General features: G+C 61.5%; 14 protein-coding genes. 6 read left to right on the forward strand and 8 right to left on the reverse strand.

From position 1 onward, the window contains the following. The 4 genes from GTN70_10625 to GTN70_10640 all read right to left on the reverse strand — a co-directional run. On the reverse strand, positions 1-203 hold a 203-nt coding region (locus tag GTN70_10625; protein ID NIO17421.1), incomplete at its 3' end, for a cytochrome C. After that, on the reverse strand, positions 191-634 hold the full coding sequence (locus GTN70_10630; GenBank protein ID NIO17422.1) for a cytochrome C: 444 nt from the start codon (positions 632-634) through the stop codon (positions 191-193). The genes GTN70_10630 and GTN70_10625, both read right to left, overlap by 13 nt. 2 nt (positions 635-636) lie before the next feature. Continuing rightward, a complete protein-coding gene (locus GTN70_10635; protein ID NIO17423.1) occupies positions 637-1,896 on the reverse strand; it encodes a hypothetical protein in 1,260 nt (419 codons plus the stop codon). A 261-nt stretch (positions 1,897-2,157) separates the two neighbouring features. Beyond that, positions 2,158-4,761, reverse strand: a complete 2,604-nt coding sequence (locus GTN70_10640; protein NIO17424.1) for a hypothetical protein — start codon at positions 4,759-4,761, stop codon at positions 2,158-2,160. A gap of 750 nt (positions 4,762-5,511) precedes the next feature. On the opposite strand from GTN70_10640, the gene GTN70_10645 reads away from it, so the two are divergent. After that, positions 5,512-6,519, forward strand: coding sequence for an FAD-dependent oxidoreductase (locus GTN70_10645; protein ID NIO17425.1), 1,008 nt, complete (start codon positions 5,512-5,514; stop codon positions 6,517-6,519). Between the two features lie 116 nt (positions 6,520-6,635). Here the strand turns inward: GTN70_10645 and GTN70_10650 are convergent, their stop codons facing one another. Genes GTN70_10650 through GTN70_10660 form a run of 3 tightly spaced genes read right to left on the reverse strand, consistent with a single transcriptional unit; the run spans position 6,636 to position 8,592 of the window. Beyond that, positions 6,636-7,439, reverse strand: a complete 804-nt coding sequence (locus tag GTN70_10650; GenBank protein ID NIO17426.1) for a tRNA (adenine-N1)-methyltransferase — start codon at positions 7,437-7,439, stop codon at positions 6,636-6,638. Continuing rightward, positions 7,436-8,389, reverse strand: coding sequence for a tRNA(Ile)-lysidine synthetase (locus tag GTN70_10655; protein ID NIO17427.1), 954 nt, complete (start codon positions 8,387-8,389; stop codon positions 7,436-7,438). The genes GTN70_10650 and GTN70_10655 overlap by 4 nt, the downstream gene beginning before the upstream one ends. A gap of 5 nt (positions 8,390-8,394) precedes the next feature. Next, complete coding sequence (locus GTN70_10660; GenBank protein ID NIO17428.1) at positions 8,395-8,592, reverse strand: thiamine biosynthesis protein ThiS; 198 nt, start codon at positions 8,590-8,592, stop codon at positions 8,395-8,397. Positions 8,593-8,743: 151 nt separating this feature from the next. On the opposite strand from GTN70_10660, the gene GTN70_10665 reads away from it, so the two are divergent. The 5 genes from GTN70_10665 to GTN70_10685 all read left to right on the forward strand — a co-directional run bounded on the left by GTN70_10665 (position 8,744) and on the right by GTN70_10685 (position 13,534). Next, a complete protein-coding gene (locus tag GTN70_10665; GenBank protein ID NIO17429.1) occupies positions 8,744-9,181 on the forward strand; it encodes an arsenate reductase ArsC in 438 nt (145 codons plus the stop codon). A gap of 107 nt (positions 9,182-9,288) precedes the next feature. Then, on the forward strand, positions 9,289-10,221 hold the full coding sequence (locus tag GTN70_10670; GenBank protein ID NIO17430.1) for an AEC family transporter: 933 nt from the start codon (positions 9,289-9,291) through the stop codon (positions 10,219-10,221). A gap of 98 nt (positions 10,222-10,319) precedes the next feature. Further along, positions 10,320-11,297 carry a hypothetical protein gene (locus tag GTN70_10675; protein NIO17431.1) on the forward strand — a complete coding sequence of 326 codons (978 nt, stop codon included), beginning with the start codon at positions 10,320-10,322 and terminating at the stop codon, positions 11,295-11,297. 21 nt (positions 11,298-11,318) lie between these two features. Continuing rightward, the gene (locus tag GTN70_10680; GenBank protein NIO17432.1) at positions 11,319-12,407 is read left to right on the forward strand and encodes an ATP-dependent 6-phosphofructokinase; all 1,089 of its coding nucleotides are present in this window, start codon (positions 11,319-11,321) and stop codon (positions 12,405-12,407) included. A 26-nt stretch (positions 12,408-12,433) separates the two neighbouring features. After that, entirely contained in the window at positions 12,434-13,534 is a 1,101-nt protein-coding gene (locus GTN70_10685) for a deoxyhypusine synthase (protein ID NIO17433.1), read from the forward strand. Positions 13,535-13,655: 121 nt separating this feature from the next. Here the strand turns inward: GTN70_10685 and GTN70_10690 are convergent. Then, on the reverse strand, positions 13,656-13,841 hold a 186-nt coding region (locus GTN70_10690), incomplete at its 5' end, for a hypothetical protein (GenBank protein ID NIO17434.1).

Here is a 13,841-nt window from a genome sequence, read left to right on the forward strand (position 1 = left end):
CCTCCGAGGTCGGTCCCGTGGCAGTTCGTGCAGTCGCCCGCATCGGGCAGGGCGAAGGAAGGATGGGAGGCGATCCACCCGGAGGGATGGCCGCTATCCGGGTCGAAGACCGCCGTGGTGCTGTTGTCGCTGCATCCCGAAAGCATGAGAAGGCCGGTGAAAAGCACGAGTACGAGCAGTGGATAGGATCTTACCTGTGGCATCGCTTGCACCCCCTGTTGTTCTGGCGGCCGTGGCACTTGAAGCAGGAAGCCGGGTTGATCTTCCCGTCGATCTGGTGCTGGGTTATGTAGTCCCCCCGGTGGGGGAGTGCCCGCTCGGGGGAGTCCTTGTACTTGTCGCTCGGCTTGATCTCCTCGTAGTTGGCGTGGCAGTCCGCGCAGAAGGACTGCTTGTGGCAGACCGCGCAGGTCTCCTGCTGCTGGGAAGAGTAGAACTTGTGCCTCTCTATGTAATCAGCCGTGTGGTCCAGCGCCGTCTTGTCGTCCTCGTGGCACTCGCTGCACAGGGGTTTTTTATCCAGCTCCTCGGGGTGCCAGACGACCTCGTACCTGCGTTCGGCGCAGGCGAAAAAGGCCGCGATGACCGCGGTTAAAATGATAACGAGCGTAATCTTGGCGAAGAGGTTCTTCATTCCTAAGCCCCCCATGGGATTTCACCGAACTGGTAGATAAACTTGATGAAGACCCTCAGGTCCTCGTCGAAGTTCGGGTTTTCCGCGTATTCGAAATCGGCGCCTATCCGGGCCTTGTCGCTGATGGCGTATCCGCCGGCAAGGGAGAGGGATATGGCGTTGTCCTCGCCCCGGATCTTTTCGTCGTAGTTCACGTCGAAGATGTCGACGGTGACGTCGATCTTGCCGTATTTCTTCTGGCCGTAGACCCTGAACTGGTTGTAGGAGAGCTCGTCCGTTTCGCCGTCCATCCGGTGGATGGCCAGGCCGAGATCGAGCGACTTCGGGCCCGCGTAGGTGAGCCTGCCGCCGAAGAGGTTCGCCGTTCCCATGATGTCGTAGTCGTAGTTCTTGAAATCGACGCCGCCGCTTACGCGGGACGTGAAGGTGTAGTCGGCGCCGGCCCCGATTACCAGTACCGACTCCCCCGGGTCCTGGAAGAGGGGTGAAAAGACGCTGAGCGTGGGCGACTGGAAGTAGTGCTCGTAATCGACCAGGGACGCCTCCCCCCGTATCCTCAGCTTTGGCGCGGGCTTTGCCGTCAGGTAGTAGCTGTGTTCCATCCATCCCGACGAGATCGAGTTGTAGAAGGAGCGGCCCTGCACCTCCAGCGCCTCAATGGGGCGGAGCCAGACGTCGAACCCCTCCTCCTCGCGGAAATCGTTGCTGTCGTTGTCCTCCTTGAGTGCCGAGACGCCCAGGCGGAAGAGGAGCCCGTCCTCGCCGGCGTGCTCGTAGGACACTCTCCCGCCGAAGATGTAATCGGAGCTCCTGTTGTCGAAGTCGGTCTCCACCGGCAGGCCGCCGTAGACGGAGAATCCCAGGCCTCCCGCAAGTCCCGTCTTGAGGGCGATCCCGTCGATCTGCTCAGAGGCGACCCCTTCGGAGATCCAGAACCTCCCCAGGTCGATCGTGTTGTCCCCGGTGATTTCCCGGATGCGCAGGTAGGCGTACTGGAGGTCCCCCTCGGCCTCACCGGGATAGGTCTCGTCGGCGAGGTCGAACCTTCCCCACCCCGCTGCGTAGAAGGAGATATCCCTGCCCCCGATGTTCTCGGCGTTCACGTCCAGGTATTCGTACAGGGGGATGAGGTTGTCGCCGCTTGCCGTCTCCCGGATGCGCAGGTAGGTTTTCGATGTGCTGTGAAGCTCGGCGGCGAAGATCCCGGCCGGAGCGATGAGGAGGGTTGAAAGAACGAGTGATGCACATAGCTTTCGCATCATGACACGTGCTCCTTTACTGGAGAGTTCGTATGTTATGCTCTTTCGTTTTCTCCCTTCAGGCACAAATTTGCCCATAGAGTAGCACAAAAATCTTTCCGGTAAAAATGAAAATAACGCCGCTGCGGGAAAAGCCGGACTAATGCGGCAGAAGGCCATCGTTTGCAGGGTGCCTGTGTTCATTACACGTAGGGGAGAAAAAAACCCGGCGGGACCTTTCAGGCCCCGCCGGGTTTACTGGCTCGGTTTTGCCCATGACCGGGTTTAGGGTACGGGGGTCGCTGTCGTGAAGTCGGTGGTGGAAAGGACGTTCCCTGCGGCGCCGAGAATCGAGGTGGCGAATGGGGGATTGTGGATACCGTGGGATCCGTCGTTCTCCACCATGAGGATGTTCCACCCAGCCTTCAGTATGATAACACCCTCCTCATAGGATGCGAAGAGGTTGTCCCCCGAATCGAAAACCGTATTATTGCCTATGGCAACACGCCGGAGCTGTACGTTTTCATAGGTTGTCGTGCCGTCGTTTACGTCCATGGACATGCGGCCATGGGATTCCCCGAAGTTTGCGATGGTTACCGACGAGTCCAGGGAGATAACGGCGACTACCGCCGCATCCTCATCCCGACGCGCGCTGTCAAACAGGGTGATGTCCGTTGATGCCAGCTGGGCGTTCATGAGCTCTGCGATGGCGAGCTCTTGCTCGTCGATGAGCCTCTCCATTTCCGCTTCGATAGCGTCATGGAGCGCATCCCCGTTGATGGAGGTGTGGCACTCGGAGCAGATGTCGATGCTGGCTTCGAAGGTGTGGTTCGAACCGCCCTGGTTATAGCTGAGGAGAGCCGGCGGCGGCGACTTCTCCATGTGGCAGTTGACGCAGGTGTCGTCGATTATCGAGTGGGGCCCCCGAGCTCCAATAGTAACGAAGAAGGCGTTCTGACCCATCACCATGTCTCCCTGGGCGCCGCCGTGGGGAGCGCGGCCGTCAGAGAAGGTGACCGTGCCGGCTGCGGCTGCTGCGTCGTTGTAGAGTCCCCTGCGGGTGTTGTGGCAGGTCATGCAGATGGCGCCGTTGCCAACGCCGGAAGCGCTCCAGCCGGCTGCGAGCACGGGCGTGTCGTCGAAGACCCGGGTGGTCGCGTCCGTCCCCGTGCCGGTTGTGGTCCCGACGGCGTGCGGGTCATGGCAGGTGACGCAGGTCTGCGGGTGGGTCTCGTCCTCCGTCCAGGTGATCGCGGAGAGTTCCTGGTCACCCCAGTCGGCCTCCTCGCCCCAGGCCAGGAACCCGTTGGCCGTGTGGCAGCGGGCGCAGTCTGTTCTCTGCCCCTCATCGATGGCGACCGCGTAGTCGGCGTGGTGGGAGAGCTGCCACTGCTGGAAGCGGCCGTGCCGGAGCGGCTCGCCGTGGCAGGAGGCGCACACCTCCGAGGCGAGGCTTAACCGTGCCGGGTAACTGCTGTGGCCAAGGCTGTGGGGAAGGCCGGACGAATTCTGCGGGCCGTGGCAGTTCTCGCACTGGATGTTGGAGAGCCTGGCGGTATCTGGATATGTATCCAGTATGTCGGCCCAGACCCCGGGTCCGGGATCCGGAACAACCCACCCCTCGGCTGCGATGGCCTCGTCCCAGCCGTCGTTGTCCACGGCGGTGTCATAACCGACGCCGTGGCAGCCGGCGCAGCTCAGCCTCCAGTGGCCGCTGGGGTTGTTCATGTTGTCCGTGAATATCACTGCGTGACCGGTCTTTGCCCAATCTGGCACGACTGTTGGGTGACAGATAATGCAATTACTGGCTTCAGGCCGCCCTTCTGAGTCCTGGCCGGTGATGATACCCTCCCAGGTGCCGGCGTACACGTCGATCGATGTGCCGCTGTTGGCCTCGGCAACGGTATACGTGCCGTCCACGTCGGGCGTGAAGGTGGGGTTCTGCAGGGTGCCGTCATCGAGCGTCGCGCTCGATCCGCTGGCTGGCGTGAGCGTCCAGTCCCAGGAGGACTGCGTGCCGCCCACCGTTCCACCGTGCATCAGCACCGGTATCCCGATTGGCACGTTGTTTACCCCTGTGGTTACCTTCCAGGGGAGCGTGGCGTGGATCTCCACCTCGTCGTGGTAGGGTCCCGAACTCGTGGTGACGGTGACCTTCATGGTGACCAGGGCGGCCTCCTCGAGGGAGAAGGGATCCAGTCCCACCACCTGAAACCGGTCCTGAAGGCCGCCGACGAACCCGCTTTCGGGAAGCTCGATGTCGGGGGGAAGCTGCGCCTCGGAGATGGGAGGCTCCGTGAGCACCGTGAAGAGCTCGTCCCGGTAGGCGTCAAGAGTCCCCAGCGTGACCGTCGTGGCGAGCGCGTCAGGCGGGTTGATGTCCTGAACCGGCGCGCTGCTGCTCTGCTCCCAGAGGATGCTCTGGATCGTGGAGCCGTCGAGCGCTTCCACCGTGGCCGAGAGCGATACCGGGTCTCCCGGGCTGACAGCCCCCGACGCAGCCGAGGCGATGACCACCACGGGCTGGCCGCTGAGCTCCACATTCCTGACTACGTTAGCTTCGGCGACAATACTTACTGATTCGGTGGCTGACCCGAAGTTGTCCCGTGTATAGGTGACCTGGTATACCCCGATGGGGAGTGTAGCAGAGTAGTTTCCGCTCGCGTCGGTCGTTATGTCTCCCTGTATGTCTGGTTCGGTGGATATCGTGACGTCAGGGATGCCTATTGATGTGTCTTCTACGGTTACCGTTCCGGAAAGGGTTCCCGCGCTCGATCCGGGCTTGCCGTCGTCTCCGTCGTCACACCCGATGAACAGGGCGGTGGCGAAGAGCAGCGCACACAGCAGCACCGTATACTTGCCTTTCCTTCGTATCCATTTAATGCTCATATCCCCTCCTTACAGTTTGGCGTTCAAAGCAGTGTGGATAGTGAAATGACAGGAAAAATGGTTTTGGTCGTGCTATCACCCCCTTTTTTGTAGTAGTTTTGTTGCACAGATCAGAAATATTCCTGATTAAGCAACGACAGTTCGTAAAGAGGGCCGAAAGGTATTTCTGTGACCTTCCCTCCCTCTGAACAAAAAATCGTTTTTCCCGGGTTAAGTGCTTTTGTGCAATATGGGGCATCATGTTGAGGAATTGTGCCAGAAAGCCCCGTGAATTCATTTTGTTGCCTCTGCAACCGCGCATACCGTTCAATCCACCGAAAATACGCAATAAAAGAAGCCGCGGAACGCTCTCCCAAAAAGGAGGAGGTGTTTTGCTAAAACAGCATCTCCCCTCATAACCGTTAACTGTTAGTGAGCAATATGCATGCCGAACGGACGAATTGCCGTAACACATTGAATTACAATGGTTTATTTTTGATGGCAGGACGGGATATTGCCGGGCATCCGGTTAAATAACCGAAAAAAAGTGGTGATTTGACGGTCGGTGCCTACCGGGCAGGGCGGAACCGCTCTGGGGGGGCGTTTCCGTCGTCTGGTTCCCGGGCCCGGGGAGACGTTCTTTTTGTTGACATCGTCGGACCGCCTATTTACTGTAATACTGTTTTTTTTCGGGCACCACCGTCAAACCGTGTGCGTTCCCACGGCGCATGTGGTAAGTTGGAAGATATAGAGACGAAAGGAGGGAGAGCCGTGCGGTATCTTATCCTTGGAAGCGGTCCGGCGGGCGTGAACGCCGCCAAAATCCTCAAGGAGAGGGAGGGGGACGCGGAGATCACAGTAGCGACGGAGGAGTTCAAGCCCCTCTATTTCAGGCCGAACCTCCCCGAGCTGATATTCGGCGACCTCGACGAAGAGACGATCCTCTCGCCCCTGGGAAAGGACGTCGCCGGGGCGGGCGTGGAGATACTCTTCGGTGCGAGGGCCAAGCGGATCGATACGAGCCACAACCGGGTGCTCTTCACCGACGGAACCGAGCGGGAGTACAACTTTCTTCTGATCGCAACGGGGGCCACCCCCCAGACCCCGCCGGCCATATCCTCCTCGCAGGGGACGTTTTTGACGCTGAATTCCCTTGCCGATGCGGTGCGGATCAAGGGCAGGGCCCTGCGGTCGGACACGGCGCTGGTGTACGGCCCCGGCTACCTGGGCATAGAGACGGCCAGGGCGCTCCGCCGCCTGGGCCTCCAGGTGGTCTGGATAAACCCGGGTCTTCCCCGGTTCGGAAACCCCATAACGGGGGAGGTCGAGCTGCGTGCGAAGGAGATCCTCAAGGAGCGGGGCGTAAAGGTGTTCGACGGGGCCGATATCGCGGACATCATCGACGTGGACGGGAACAAGTACCGGGTGATAACGACCGGGGGTCAGAAGGTGGAATGCACCCTCGTCGTCATGGCCACGGAGCGCACCCCGCGGATAGAGTTTCTCGACGGGAGCGGCATAAAGACGGGGAACGGCATCCTGGTGGATGAATATCTGCGGACCAATGTCTCGAACGTGTTTGCCGCCGGTGACTGCGCGGAGATCCTGGACGTGAACAGAGGGATAAACATGATCAATTTCGGCTGGAGGAGCGCCCTGAAGCAGGGAGAGCTCGCGGGGTGGAACATGGCCGGAAAGGACATGATGTTCATCAAGAACCAGGAGGACTACTTCGGCCTGCTGGTGGGGACGAGCATTCTCGACAGATGGCCGAAATAAATGCGAGTCCCGGGTCCCTGGTTCCGGGTCCCGGGAAACCGGTTTCGCGTTTAGCGTTTCGCGTTTAGCGTTGGGTGTTCATTCCGCATTCCGCACTCCGAATTCCGAATTACAGATCATTCATCATCTATGTTTCGATATTCCGGCAGGAGGGTCTTCCGGGTGACGATGATGAAGGCGCTGTGGGAGAAGACCCACGAGACGGGGCGCACCGACCGGCCCTTCACGTTCCAGGGCCGGTGGGACACCTCGAAGACCTCGGGCTCGGTGAAGGTTTTCAGGTTGCGCACGGCTTCGCACAGCTCCCTCACCTGGATGATCGTGGGGAGGTAGGCGAGGAGGATGCCGCCGCTTCGAAGGGACGATGCGGCGTGGGTGACGGCCCTCCACGGTTCCGGAAGGTCCAGGATGATCCTGTCCACCTCCCTCTCCGTAATTCCCTCGTAGATGTCGCCGCGCCTCAGCTCGTGGTTGGGGGCGTCCCCGAGAAAGCGCCGTACGTTCTCCTCGGCCTTTTTCGCGAAGTCCTCCCGTATCTCGTAGGTAACGAGTCTCCCCTTTTCCCCGATGGCCCGAAGAAGGGCGATGGTGAGTGCTCCCCATCCGGCACCCCCCTCGACGACGAAGGCCCCCGGGTGGATGTCGGCCCACAAAAGGATGGGCCCGATGTCCTTCGGATAGATGATCTGGGCCGTCCTTTTCAGGTTCAGGACGAACTGGTTGAAGGTGGGACGGAAGGCGGTGTATTCGTCACCCCGCTCCGTGGTGACCACCGTCCCCTCCTCTCTCCCGATGATGAGGTCGTGTGGGAGCATCCCCCGGTGGGTCGAGAAGGCCTGCCCCTCCTTCAGGGTGACCAGGTATTCCCTTCCCTTGCTGTCCAGGAGGATGACGTCCTCTCCGGCGGAAAGGGGGTTCACCTCAGAGCCCCCTTCGATCTCTTCTCCCTCTTTTCCGTGACGGCGGCCCTGAGCCTGCAGTACCCGCACAGCTCCGTGTAGGTGGGCTCCCCGCAGGAGCCGCACGCAAGGCCGTTTGTGTCCCCGGCGTTCTCACCGGCGCCCTCCATTTTCCTGCCGAGCCCGGAGAGCTCGCCCGCGAGCAGGCCGTAGAGAAAGCGCGCCTTCGTGCCCGGTATCTTCTCCTCGATGCTGTTTAGGGCATCCTTGTAGACCATCGAGGTTGCCCCCCGAGCGTAGGGGCACTCGTAGAGCATGTAGTCTATCCCCCGGATGAGGGCGTAGCATGCGGTCTCGTACTCCGTGAGCCGTACGAGGGGCTTTACCTTCCGCATCATTCCCGAGGGCGTCTCCTTCAAAAGGGGGTGCTGCTTCTCGATATATTTCGTGTTCCACTGGAGAAAGTTCCCGAGCAGCCGGGAGGCCTCGTCGTCTAAGTTGTGGCCCGTTGCCACGACGGTATACCCCCGGTTGCGGGGCACGGCGTTGAAAAAATGGCGCTTGATGACCCCGCAGACCGAACACTCCTTCTTCCGCAGCGCCGCCGTTACCGACGGCAGGTCCATCCCCTCCCCCGGCAGGTCTACGATGATCGCTTTCAGCCCCTTCGCGGCGGCAAAAGCGTCGACCTTTTCCTGTGACTGCCGGGAGTATTCACCGATGCCCAGGTTGATGTAGAGGCCGTCGGCCCGGTATCCCAGCCGGAGGAGGACGTCCCACAGAACGAGCGAGTCCTTACCGCCGGAGACGCAGACGGCGATGCGGTCGTGCTTCTCGAAGAGCCCGTGCTCCGATATCGCCCGCTTCACCTGGTTCTCGAAAAAGGGGAGGAAGCAGTCCCGGCAGAAGACGGCATTGTGGCGCCGCAGGATCACCTCCGCCTCGTTATTCTTGCACCGCCTGCACTTCACGCCGGTTACCCCCCCGAGACCACGGAGATCACTTCCAGGACCGTGCCGTCCTCGACGGTCCTGTCGGGCGTGAGTATCCTCTTTTCGCTCACCACGACGGTGGTCGTCTTCTTCACGCCGATCTCGTCGAGTATCTTCGAGACCGTCGCGGGTCCGGGGACCTGGAGCTCTTTTTTCTGCTGCACGAGCAGAACCCTGATCATCCTATCGTGCCCTCCCAGCTCGTATCAGGATACCATAATAGCAGAGACGGGAAGAATCATCGCCGAATTTTGGGCCCGCCCGCCAGGCCGCAACCGGTCCCTTTCCACGCCGGTGTCATGAAAAGGGAGAGAAAGTGCTATAATTGTCTCCATGGGCAAACCGAAGGTACTTCTCCTCTGCACCGGCAACGCCTGCCGGTCACAGATGGCCGAGGGGGTGGTCACGAGGCGTCTCGGCGACGCGCTCGACGTCTTCTCGGCGGGGACCCATCCGGCGGGGGTCCACCCCTACGCGAGCAGGGTCCTCGAAGAGGAGGGTATCGATACGAGCCGCCAGTATTCCAAGCACGTGGATGAGCTCGGGCATGTACGGTTCGACCTCGTCGTGACCCTCTGCGGCCACGCCGACAGACACTGCCCCGAGTTCCAGAACGCGGAAGAGCGCGTCCACATGCCCTTCGAGGATCCGATCTACGCCACGGGGACGGAGGAGCAGGTTCTCTCCGTCTTCAGGGGGTCGAGGGACGAGATCGAGCGCAGGCTCGTTCCATTCCTGCGGGAATACTTCGACATCGATGAGCACTCCTGACCGGGCATGCCGCTCGTGGAGGCAGGGCGTGCATTGCAAAAAAGTGCCCCGTGGCAGGCCCGTGAGAAAACCCGGGTGCTGATTCCCCGCGGCGGGTAGACGCGAACATGGACATAGTGACGGCTGTATTCCCCGTTTTCATCGTGGTGCTCTGCGGTTACTCCCTGAGAAGGTTCGGCTTCGTGAACGAGGCCTTCGTGAAGGTCTCAAACGACCTGATCTACTACGTGCTCCTCCCCGCCCTTCTCTTCTACAAGATCGGTACCTCGAAGTTCGACGTCGCCTTCAGCCCCGGCCTGATATTCGGGAGCTACGCCGCCACGGTCTTCGTCTTTCTCCTCGCATCCCTTATCGGGAGGGTCTTTCGCTTTTCCCCCTCGGTGAAGGGGACCTTCGTGCAGGGGTCCTTCCGGGCAAACCTCGCCTACGTGGGGCTCCCGATCGTCTACAGCGCGGCGGGCGACGCGGCGCTGCGAAAGGCGGGAGTTCTCCTGGGATTCATGGTTCCCCTCCTGAACTTTCTGGCCATCATCGCCCTGATCCTTCCCCACAAAAACGAGCGGAAAGAGGGGGAAAAGGGAATTTTCCGTGAGATCGCCACCAACCCCCTGATCCTCTCCGCCTTTCTCGGCATCGCCTGGAGCTACTTCGAGATCGGCGTTCCCCTGATCTTCACCCGGACCCTGGATATCCTCTCGTCGGCCACGCTGCCCCTTGCCCTCCTGTGCCTGGGCGGCTCTTTCGATTTCGCCCTCTCCCGGGGAAGCTACCTGCTCACCACCCTGGCGGCGCTGTTGAAAAACCTCGTCCTCCCCCTGGTCGCCATCCTCCTCTTTCACCTGATAGGGCTCAGCGGGGACGACATGCTCACGGGGACGATCATGATGGGGGTGCCCACGGCGGTGGTCACCTACGTCTTCGCCTTCCAGCTCCGCGGCGACACGGCCCTTGCCTCCACCATCATCATCGTATCGACCCTCGCGTCGTCCCTTACCATATCCCTCTGGATATTTGCCGTTCGGGCCCTGGGCTGGGTGTGACACAGGCGTCCCGGCGAAAAAATTCACTTGCGGGAATGCCCCCCGCCCTTTTTTAGGATAGAATGAATCAGAAAGCGCACGGAAAGGGGGGCAGGAAGATGATACGCATGCGCACCGCCGTTTCCCTGCTGTGGGTGCTGTTGGCCTCTGCCGCACTGTCCGCCTGCGCTACCCTCCCGATAAAGAAGGTGGGCAGGGAGGGGAGCGTGAAGGAGATCGCGGCGGGGCCGGGCGCGGGGTTTACCATCCGGCAGGAGCTTACCTCGGTCACCGAAGCGGTCTGGAAGCTCGAGGTAAAAGACGAAGCCGCCCTGGAGCGCTCGAGAAAAACGGGGCTCAAGGTCGTCGCCCTCTACGAGGTGATGGAGAGGACGGGCGATGTGGCACGGGTGCAGGTAACGCTCGAGAAGGTGGAGATTTTAAAGGATGAAAAGTTCATCCGGGCCCCGTTCCTGCAGTTCAACCCGCCGAACCCGCTCCAGTTCTCCGTCGATTTCGCGACGGAGAAGGTCGACTTTTCATCCCTGGAGAGCGCCTACGATGACTGGGTCAGGGGGATGCAGGAGACCGCCGTCTGGGACGTGATGGGGAGCTCCTTCAATGTCTCCTCCTACGTCGCGCAGCTGGAAAACCTCCTCTCCTCGCCGCTGACGGAGTTCGCGGGCAGGACGATGGTCCTGGGCGAGGAAGAACGGGAGAGCAGGACCTTCTACCTCCCGTTCCTGGGGCCAACCATTTCCGTCGAGCCCGTGACGGTGGAGCAGACGCGGGGCCTGCACGGCGTGATGGACCTCGGCGGGAGGGAGATCGCGATGATCGACGGCGAGCAGTTCTCGGACAAGCTCTCTCTCGGCGCGGAGGTCCTCTCCGGGAGGATGGAGCTGTTCGGGCGCATCGCCCCGGAATATTACGAGAGCAGGGGGGAGCTTGCCGGGAAGTTCCGGGCGCGGGTGCATATCGATTCGGGCTGGACCGTGGAGACGACCAGGAGATTCCGTTCCGTCATCATCGTGAACTTCGAAAACGGGACGCTTCGGGAAGACATATCAGGGAAAAAGTCCGTGTACGAGATGTGAGAGCCGGGAAGGGGTCCGAAGATGCCTGCCAAGAGGATAGGGGTGCTCACCGGCGGCGGGGACTGCCCGGGAATGAACGCGGTTATACGGGCGGTCGTCAAGAGCGCGATTCTCCAGCACGGGTATGAGGTGATCGGGTTCGAGGACGGCTACTTCGGCCTCGTCAGGGACAGGTACCGCCCTCTCCCCCTGGAGAGCGCCTCGGGTATCATCACCGCCGGGGGGACGATACTCGGCACGTCAAACAAGGACAACCCCTTCAGGTTCAACGTGGGGACCCCCCACAGGCCGCGCTTCAAAGATTTGTCGGCCGATGCGGTGGCGGTCTACCGCAAGCACAGGCTCGATGCCCTCGTCGTAATCGGGGGGGACGGGACGCTGAAAGTGGCTTCCCTTCTCGCTGAAAAGGGGCTGCACATCGTGGGGGTGCCCAAGACGATCGACAACGACCTGATGGGCACGGATGTTACCTTCGGCTTCAACAGCGCCGTCACCACGGCGATGGAGGCGGTGGACAAGATTCACTCCACGGCCACGTCGCACCACCGGGTGATGTTTATCGAGGTGATGGGGCGCTACGCCGGCTGGATTGCCCTCGAGGCAGGGGTGGCCGGTGGCGCCGAGGTTATCCTGATACCGGAAATTCCCTACACGATAGAGAAGATCTGTGACGTCATCAACGCACGGAGCGAAGGGGGAAAGCGGTTCAGCATCGTGGTGATCGCCGAGGGGTCTACGCCTGTGGGCGGGCAGATGGTGATCGACGAGTTTACCAGGGACAGGCCCGAGCCGGTGAGGCTCGGCGGTATAGGCCTGGTGGTCGCGAAAAAGGTCGAGCTGTGCGCGAACATGGAGGCACGGGTGACGGTGCTCGGCCATCTCCAGAGGGGAGGCTCGCCGACCGCCTTCGACCGGATACTTGCCACCCGGTTCGGTGCCGAGGCGGTGGGGCTCGTGGCAGAGGAGAAGTATGGCTACATGGTCGGCCTGCGGGGGACCAGGATCGTCCCGGTGAAGATAACGGAGGCCGTGAGGAAACTGAAAGTCGTACCCCGCAATCATCCCCTGGTGAGGGTGGCGCGGTCGATCGGGATCAGCTTCGGGGATTGAGTGCAGAACGGGCGGGTGAGGCGAACATGAAAAAGTCACGCTATCTCAAGGGCCAGAGGATCGCCCCGGGGCGCATCCGGAGGGGGATAACCCTCCAGGCCGTGGTGGAAAACCACTTCAACGCGTTCAACGCGGCCAGGCTGCGGGAAGCGGCGCGCCTGTTCGCGGAGCGGATGCTTGCGGAAGAGGTCACCGTGGGCATGTCCCTGTCCGGTGCCCTGACCCCTGCGGGCCTCGGCGGGTCCTGTATCGTGCCCCTCATCGAAAACGGCTTCGTCGACTGGATCGTGAGCACCGGCGCGAACCTCTATCACGATGCCCACTTCGCCCTCGGCATGCCCATCCGGAAGGGCTCCCCCTTCGTCGACGATACCGCGCTCAGGCGGGAGGGGGTGATCCGCATCTACGATGTCCTCTTCGACTACGGGGTGCTCCTGAACACGGACGCTTTTTTCCGGGAGGTCCTGAGAGGCAGGGAGTTTCAACGCACGATGGGGACGTCCACCCTGCACCACCTGATCGGCACCTACCTCCTGGAGAGGGAGAGGAAGCTGGGCCTCGGGGGCCACTCACTCCTCGCGGCGGCGAGCCGCTACGGGGTGCCCGTCTTCACGCCCTCCCCGGGGGACTCGTCGATCGGCATGAACATCGCCGCCCTGAACATGGAGGGAGCCGGGCCGATGGTCGATGTGTCGGCGGACGTGAGCGAGAGCGCGGCGATCGTCTACGGGGCCAAGAAAAAGGGGGGCAAGAGCGCCGTCTTCATAGCCGGGGGGGGAGCGCCGAAGAACTTCCTCCTCCAGACGGAGCCCCACATTCAGGAGATACTGGGCATAAGGGAGCGGGGTCACGATTACTTCCTGCAGACCACGGACGCCCGGCCCGACACGGGGGGGCTGTCGGGCGCCACGCCGTCGGAGGCCGTCTCCTGGGGCAAGGTCGCCCCCGACCGGCTTCCCGACTCCGTGGTGTGCTACGTCGACAGCACGATCTCCCTTCCCCTCATCACCGCTTACGCGCTTTCGAAGGTAAAGAGGAAAAAGCCGAAGAGGCTTTACCGGAGACTTCCTCAGCTGCGGGAGGAGCTGATGAGGGCTCACGAAAGGGCGAGGAAAAAAGGGACATAGCCCTTTCGCGTCTCGAGGAGTGAGATCGTGCCGCCGGGCTCAGGCTTCTCCGGCAGCCCGGTTTCCACGCAACCGTTCTTTCCGTTTCTTCGATGTTCTCTGTTTCCCGGCTTCCGTGCGGCTACCGGGCTCCCGCGATGGAGAGGAGCTCGGAGAGGGTCATGTGGTTGTCCCGCTCGATGCACGAAAGCTCGAGGAGTATCTTTCCCGTGGCGTGGGCGTCGTCCATCGCCCGGTGGGTGGGCTTCCCCATGCCGAGCTTTTTCGACAGCGACTGGAGGCTGTGCCCCCGCCCGCCGCCCGTGAG

The sequence above is a fragment of the Deltaproteobacteria bacterium genome (genome assembly GCA_011773515.1).
Taxonomy (GTDB): domain Bacteria; phylum Desulfobacterota; class Deferrimicrobia; order J040; family J040; genus WVXK01.

Bases quoted from the DNA above. Each gene is read 5' to 3' on its own strand.
- GTN70_10630 (NIO17422.1), bottom strand. From the start codon at position 634: ATGAAGAACCTCTTCGCCAAGATTACGCTCGTTATCATTTTAACCGCG.
- GTN70_10635 (NIO17423.1), bottom strand. From the start codon at position 1,896: ATGATGCGAAAGCTATGTGCATCACTCGTTCTTTCAACCCTCCTCATC.
- GTN70_10640 (NIO17424.1), bottom strand. From the start codon at position 4,761: ATGAGCATTAAATGGATACGAAGGAAAGGCAAGTATACGGTGCTGCTG.
- GTN70_10660 (NIO17428.1), bottom strand. From the start codon at position 8,592: ATGATCAGGGTTCTGCTCGTGCAGCAGAAAAAAGAGCTCCAGGTCCCC.
- GTN70_10665 (NIO17429.1), top strand. From the start codon at position 8,744: ATGGGCAAACCGAAGGTACTTCTCCTCTGCACCGGCAACGCCTGCCGG.
- GTN70_10670 (NIO17430.1), top strand. From the start codon at position 9,289: ATGGACATAGTGACGGCTGTATTCCCCGTTTTCATCGTGGTGCTCTGC.
- GTN70_10675 (NIO17431.1), top strand. From the start codon at position 10,320: ATGATACGCATGCGCACCGCCGTTTCCCTGCTGTGGGTGCTGTTGGCC.
- GTN70_10680 (NIO17432.1), top strand. From the start codon at position 11,319: ATGCCTGCCAAGAGGATAGGGGTGCTCACCGGCGGCGGGGACTGCCCG.
- GTN70_10685 (NIO17433.1), top strand. From the start codon at position 12,434: ATGAAAAAGTCACGCTATCTCAAGGGCCAGAGGATCGCCCCGGGGCGC.